Source organism: Psychrobacter sp. (assembly GCF_036731945.1).
Classification (GTDB): domain Bacteria; phylum Pseudomonadota; class Gammaproteobacteria; order Pseudomonadales; family Moraxellaceae; genus Psychrobacter.
In genome coordinates, this window is the sequence record NZ_DAINDI010000005.1 from 67,658 (window position 1) to 73,719 (window position 6,062).

Below are 6,062 nucleotides of genomic sequence, written 5' to 3' on the forward strand. Positions count from 1 at the left end.
GGCGGATAGTATCAAGCAGATGCGGCTGATAAATCTGCGAGTCTGGGTGACTTTGTGTGCCGTTGGTCACGTGCACAAGGACGATAGGATTACCGTTGGCGGCCAATTGTTGCAGCAGTCCGCCGCAGCCCAATATCTCATCGTCAGGATGCGGCGCAAATACACAGACGCGCTGCTGCGGCGGGAAGCTTTTTGCTATATCTAGTCGAGGTAAATCGTGCAGTCCCTGCCAGTGTTGCCAAGCATCGGTGCTGGTACCATCGCCTTCAATGATACGGTCACCGACAATCGGATGCTCAGGCTTGGCTAAGTGCGCTAAGGGTGCTGAGTGCGCCGACATCACATTATGTGTCGTCAAAGGCTGAGTATCATTTTCTGCCTGATAGCCAGCAAAGTCTTGTACCAGCACATTTGCTTTTGGTGTCATAGTTGCCATATATTGTCCTGCCAGTCTGTCGAATCACTGTTTGTGGCGCGGTCGAAAGCGCTAGATAGCTCGCCGATTTTTTGTAAATCAAAGGCACCATGACTTTGACGAATAAATACCGCCAAATCTGCGGTTAACCTCGCAAAGTGGGCATTGCCACAAAACGGCGCCGCCCCTAATGCTTGTCCGACTGTTTCCATCACTTGGCGTGCTACTCGCTCAACGTTGGCGCGTAATTGACGGATAGCAAGTTCATGGTTTTGCTGCGGCTTACTCTCTATTAAGTCAGCAACATGATAAAAATACTGCTGAGTAACGGCCAATGCTGTGCTGATTTGACCCAAATACATGGCTTTATAATCATTGGGTTTATGCTGATAAGCGGTTATTAAATAATTGGCAATGCAAGCGGTCGCACCGTACCAGCAAGCCGCAACGCCTGCCGCGCCATGCCAAAATCCTACCCGTTCTAAATACGCATTTGGCGCACCTACATTAATGGCGTCTACCTCATGGAACTGTATGGTTGCCGTATCAGTGGCTTGCATGCCGACGGCCTGCCAAGCGTTATTATCAATATCAATGTCAGATTGGTGCATATCCACCATCAATAGTTGCGCTTGTCCCTGCTCATCGCGATAAGTCATCAACCCATAATCCACGAGGTTGGCGCCCGAGCACCATGCCTTGCTACCGCTGATTTTGCCCTCTGTATGACGTATCGGGTCTGGGTGTCCTTCTGCTGCCCAAACCGCCCATAAGCCTTGAGGCGCTTTATCGTAGCCGACTTCATGCAAAATACTTAACGCATCCAAATGCGATTCAAACCATTTCGCAAGTGTTAAATCTAGGCTCGACACATAAGCCAAGACTTGCCATCGAATCAAGGTGTTAGACTGATTTGGCTTGCTTGCTTGTTTATTATTTTGAGCGTTCGTCGTATCGCCTTCGCTTATAACATTTTCAGCACTGGAAACAGCCCCAGAACCACTAGCAGGGTGGGGAATGTGGTCGCTATAGCGAACTAAAATCGTTAATATTTCACGGCGCAATTTATCGGTCATAGCCAAACTGCCGATAGTTTGGTTTTCTGCGCGTATAGCGTCGTCTATAGCAGATTTTATATTTGATAATAAGGCGTTTTTGGCATCGGGCACTTGCATACAGTCTCCTAATTATTATGAATCAGACATTTGAATGGCATCAAAAGCGCCATCATCTGCTGACCGTTTTTTATTATCATATCGGCCTTCTAAATATAAATTGTCTAAAAAGCGTTGCTGCCAAGCGTATAAGTCATCTTGATGTAGCCCTTGTAGCAATGCTTGATAGCGTAACTGCCGCTCTTTTAATGGCATCGTCAATGCCGTCCTTAACCCCTCTATCATACTCGTGGGCTGGTGCGGATCGACAATGACCGCCGCTTGCATTTGCTCAGCAGCTCCTGCATAGCGAGAAAGCATAAGCACGCCCGGATCATCAGGATTTTGCGCGGCGATATATTCTTTAGCCACCAGATTCATACCGTCTTTTAAGGAGTTGACCCAGCCGATATCACTTTGCCAAAATGCGGCCATCAAGGGCTCATGGTTTAAGACGTTTTCGCTATATTTAATCGCTTGCCAAGCACCGTTGTCAGTTGAAAATTGCTGATTTATATCACTGACTGTTTGTTTAACTTCCTGATAAAGCCGTTGATAAGTTGGCAAATCTAAGCGACTAGGACAAGCGATTTGTAATAATTGCAGCTGATTTTGATAGCTTGGATAATGCTCTAAAAAGTCACGATAGGCTGAAAAACGTCTTAATAAGCCTTTTGAATAGTCAATTCTATCTACCGCGATAATTTGTTGTGTCGTTGTCTTGTCGGTTTTTTTGTATACGTTATGCTGCGCCAAATGTGAAAGTGGAGGCGAGGCTAACTGACTGACCTGCTGCTGAATTCTCGCCACATTAATACCGATTGGATAGGCGTTAATCAATAAACAATGCTGAGGTTTAAAGTCTAAATTAAGCGTTAATGCTGTCCCAGATGAGTGGTAAGGGTAAGCATGAGCAAAAGGTTGGTTTTTTTGTAAGACATTAATGGGTGTAAGTCCGACATCGCTGCTTTCTGCTAATGTATCTTCCCTTACATTTTCTTTTACCAAACTGTCGTCGCCTAAGCTTGCTTTTATTAGACTGTCTTTTAAATAGTGTTGGAAAACATCAACGCAATTGGTGCATCCTTGCTGGGTTTGGGTACCGAGCACATCATAATGCGCCAAGTGATGAATGAGCTCAGCGCTTTGCTCAAGCTGTTGCCAAAAATCCTGCGCCACAAAGGGAATGTGTAAAAAAAGCCCAATGCGATTGTTGATACCAATCTTTCGGCAATGATACGCCACACTTAAAAAGTGATAATCATGGACCCAAATGACATCGTCAGGCTGGATGATACTTTTTAATTGGCGCGCAAATAAACGATTGACCGCCTGATAGCCCGCATAATCATCTGTAGCTTGGCTGATAAGCGCTGTTTGCTCATGCAGTAGAGGCCACAATACATTATTGGCAAAACCGCAGTAGAAATGCTGATATTGCTGGGTGGTAAAAGCGGTGGTCATATAAGTGATTTGTGTGGCGCGGGTTTTTGCCTTGCTGCTCGCCATAAAGCGTTGTTGAATACTGCTAAATGTATTGGCGGCGTCGGTGTTATTGGCGTTGTTGTCATTGACGACTTCGCCATTCCAGCCCATCCAGACGACTGATTTGCCGATTAAGACGTCTTGCAATGCGACAGCAACCCCGCCCGCCATAGGGTGGTTATCGGGCATCTTTACGCGGTTAGATAAGACAATTAAGCGGCTCATATAACAGGTCTCGTGATGTTTTTTAATGGGTGTCGGTCAGTGTCTATTAGGGGCGGTGCCACTTGCTCTTGCTCTGTTAAACCAGATAACTCGGACGATAAGGTTGGGCGCTGTTGGCAAAACTTTAAAAAGCTCTCAAGCAATACCGTGACCTCAAAAATATTATTGACATAATAATGCGCACACGTTGGCTCAGTGCCGTCATAACCTACTTTCATACCCATACCTTTTATGAGTGGTTTAGAATCCTCTCGTGGCTCGTTATTTTGTATAAAGCGACTTTTTTCTGTCATGTGCTTGTCGTCTTGTACTGCCACAAATCCTGTTTCATCGGTGATGTCGTCACCTATAAAAATAGGACAAAGCCTATTGTTAGCCTGGAATTTTTTTAGTAAAGTCAAAATTGCACTGCCTTTATCGGCGTCTTTGGGCGCGATTTCCCAGACATATTTACCTTGTTTTACTATCCAATCACCATGGTTTTTTACGATTGTGGTTATAATGCGATAAGCGATATCGGCTAAGGCAGGATTTTGACGATAATGGAGGGCAACGGAGTAAGGCTTGTCTTCTATGATAAAATCGTCATAGCGCAAGCAAGAGCGGATAAGCGCTTGTTTTATAGCAGCAAGCTCAGTGCTGTCGACGGATGAAACGCTCATATTATTATTAGATTCGTTATCTTCAAAGTCTATTTCTAGTCCATGCGTTGCGGCGATAGGTAAGCTTAGCGGCGCCAGCATTTGCTTTGCTTCGGCTAGACTGCGCCCAGTAACAGCAGCGATTTTGACGCCATGACTCTGTATGTTTTGTAAAAGTGTTAAAGTGGTGGCGGGGATAAAGCTGTCTTTCGGGTTCAAGGTGAAATTAGCAAGCGTGCCGTCGATATCTAAAAACAAGCAGTAGCGCTGCTGATGAGAGAGATAATCAGCAAAGTGATGGGGCGCAACGTATATAGGAGATCTGATAGGGGCGCTATTTGCTGGGACGCTTCTTCCTGAAGTCACATGTTATCCTTATTTTAACGTGTTATATGATGCTCTAAAACGGGTATCTTTTAATCGAAGCTAAGCGATTAAAGCTAAGCAATTAAAGTTAATTAAATAAAAATTATCAACGAAGCTTAGCAATTAAGCTTCATCATAAGTTTGCCATAAAGTCCATCCTACTACGATGGACAAAATATGGTATTTAGTATAAGTTTTTTTAGTATCTGTCTTTTAATTTACAAAAACCATTAGGAAAAGATTATGCATATCAGCGCAAATTTCGATGCCGGTAATATTGAGGTTATCAATGCAGAAGATCAAACCAACATTCAATTGGCGATTCGTCCAGACGTGGGCGGAGAGTTTTTTCAGTGGTTTAACTTTCGTCTATCAGGCGAAGTTGGCGAGCAGTACGTACTCAACATTATGAATGCAGGGAAGGCGTCTTACCTTGCAGGCTGGGAGGATTATCAAGCGGTGGCTTCCTATGATCGCGAGTATTGGTTCCGTCTGCCAACCTCTTATAAGGCTGGTAAGTTAACGATAACGGCAGAGCTTGCGTGCGAAAGTATTCAAATTGCGTATTTCGCCCCGTACAGTTATGAGCGTCATCAAGACTTGTTAGCGGCGGTGCAAGTGCATCCGCTCGCGTGTTTAGAGCATTTGGGCGAAACGCTTGATAAACGCGACTTAACCTTAGTAAAAGTAGGTGATGGTGATAGCAAGAAGCGCAGTATTTGGATTACGGCGCGTCAGCATCCGGGCGAGACAATGGCTGAATGGCTGGTTGAGGGGCTATTGAACAGTTTGTTAGACGAGGATAATGCCACGGCTAAGTTGTTATTAGAAAAAGCCAATTTTTATATCGTACCGAATATGAATCCTGATGGCAGTGTGCGTGGGCATCTGCGTACCAATGCGGTAGGGACGAATCTAAACCGTGAATGGGCAAACCCAAGCTTAGAAAAAAGCCCTGAAGTATTTCATGTCATCAATAAAATGGAAGAAACGGGTGTCGACTTATTTTATGACGTGCATGGCGATGAAGCGCTACCGTACGTGTTCCTTGCCGGCTCGCAGGGCACGCCAAGCTATAACGACCGCCTTGCCCGTCTACGTGATAAATTCTCAGAAGTCTTAAAATTGGCCAGTGCCGATTTTCAATCTGAATTTGGTTATGATATTGACGCGCCGGGTACAGCAAACATGACGATTGCTACCCACTGGGTAGCCGAGCGTTTTGATTGCCTTGCCAATACTTTAGAGATGCCATTTAAAGAGAATGCCAATTTACCTTTTGAAGATACAGGTTGGTCACCTGAGCGTTCTATTAAATTAGGGGAAGCCTCGTTAGTCGCTATGCTGGCGGTCGTTGATGAGTTGCGTTAATCATAAATTTGCTGCAAGTTAATCAGATGGTTTCATGACAATAATTTAATAGCGATGGTTTAATTGTTTAGGGCAGGAGCTTAAACGCTCAGTTTTTAGCTTTTGCTCTAGGCAATTACAAGGTTATTAAATGGCGGGTAGCAGTAATTTTGCATTTTTATTAAATAAATCTGTTTTAATCGGCTCTTGATGACTTGATAAAAAACGACATAATTAAACCACTTATCGCTAGGGCGTGTCTTCAATTCAATCGATGGACATCTAAATGGGCTAAAAATGGCTAAATTTTGCCAAACTTCATCAAATAGCTAGGTAATATCCCGATATTAACGGCGCTATTTTCCTTGTTTGACTGCAATTTATCTCATTTTTATCACCATTTTTAAAATGAAGACACGCCCTAGT

Annotated in this window: 5 protein-coding genes; 1 reads left to right on the plus strand and 4 read right to left on the minus strand. The window is 44.2% G+C overall.

The window, feature by feature from the left end; translation table 11 throughout:
* From V7D75_RS02050 to otsB, 4 genes are all read right to left on the minus strand, one after another.
* Positions 1–340 (minus strand): PIG-L deacetylase family protein (locus tag V7D75_RS02050; protein WP_333613214.1); only part of this gene is annotated, 340 nt, incomplete at its 3' end.
* An 83-nt stretch (positions 341–423) separates the two neighbouring features.
* Positions 424–1,491: an acyl-CoA dehydrogenase gene (locus V7D75_RS02055; RefSeq protein ID WP_442968900.1), complete on the minus strand. Its 1,068-nt coding sequence runs from the start codon at positions 1,489–1,491 to the stop codon at positions 424–426.
* A 114-nt stretch (positions 1,492–1,605) separates the two neighbouring features.
* Complete coding sequence (locus V7D75_RS02060; protein WP_333613208.1) at positions 1,606–3,279, minus strand: alpha,alpha-trehalose-phosphate synthase (UDP-forming); 1,674 nt, start codon at positions 3,277–3,279, stop codon at positions 1,606–1,608.
* Entirely contained in the window at positions 3,276–4,286 is a 1,011-nt protein-coding gene (otsB, locus tag V7D75_RS02065; RefSeq protein WP_333613209.1) for a trehalose-phosphatase, read from the minus strand. Before otsB ends, V7D75_RS02060 begins: the two co-directional genes overlap by 4 nt.
* Before the next feature lie 243 nt (positions 4,287–4,529).
* On the opposite strand from otsB, the gene V7D75_RS02070 reads away from it, so the two are divergent.
* Positions 4,530–5,657 carry a M14 family metallopeptidase gene (locus V7D75_RS02070; RefSeq protein WP_333613210.1) on the plus strand — a complete coding sequence of 376 codons (1,128 nt, stop codon included), beginning with the start codon at positions 4,530–4,532 and terminating at the stop codon, positions 5,655–5,657.
* The last annotated feature ends 405 nt before the right edge of the window (positions 5,658–6,062 follow it).

Excerpts from the sequence above, each read along its gene's own strand:
- V7D75_RS02060 (WP_333613208.1), bottom strand. The coding sequence starts at position 3,279 with ATGAGCCGCTTAATTGTCTTATCTAACCGCGTAAAGATGCCCGATAAC.
- V7D75_RS02070 (WP_333613210.1), top strand. The coding sequence starts at position 4,530 with ATGCATATCAGCGCAAATTTCGATGCCGGTAATATTGAGGTTATCAAT.
- V7D75_RS02055 (WP_442968900.1), bottom strand. The coding sequence starts at position 1,491 with ATGACCGATAAATTGCGCCGTGAAATATTAACGATTTTAGTTCGCTAT.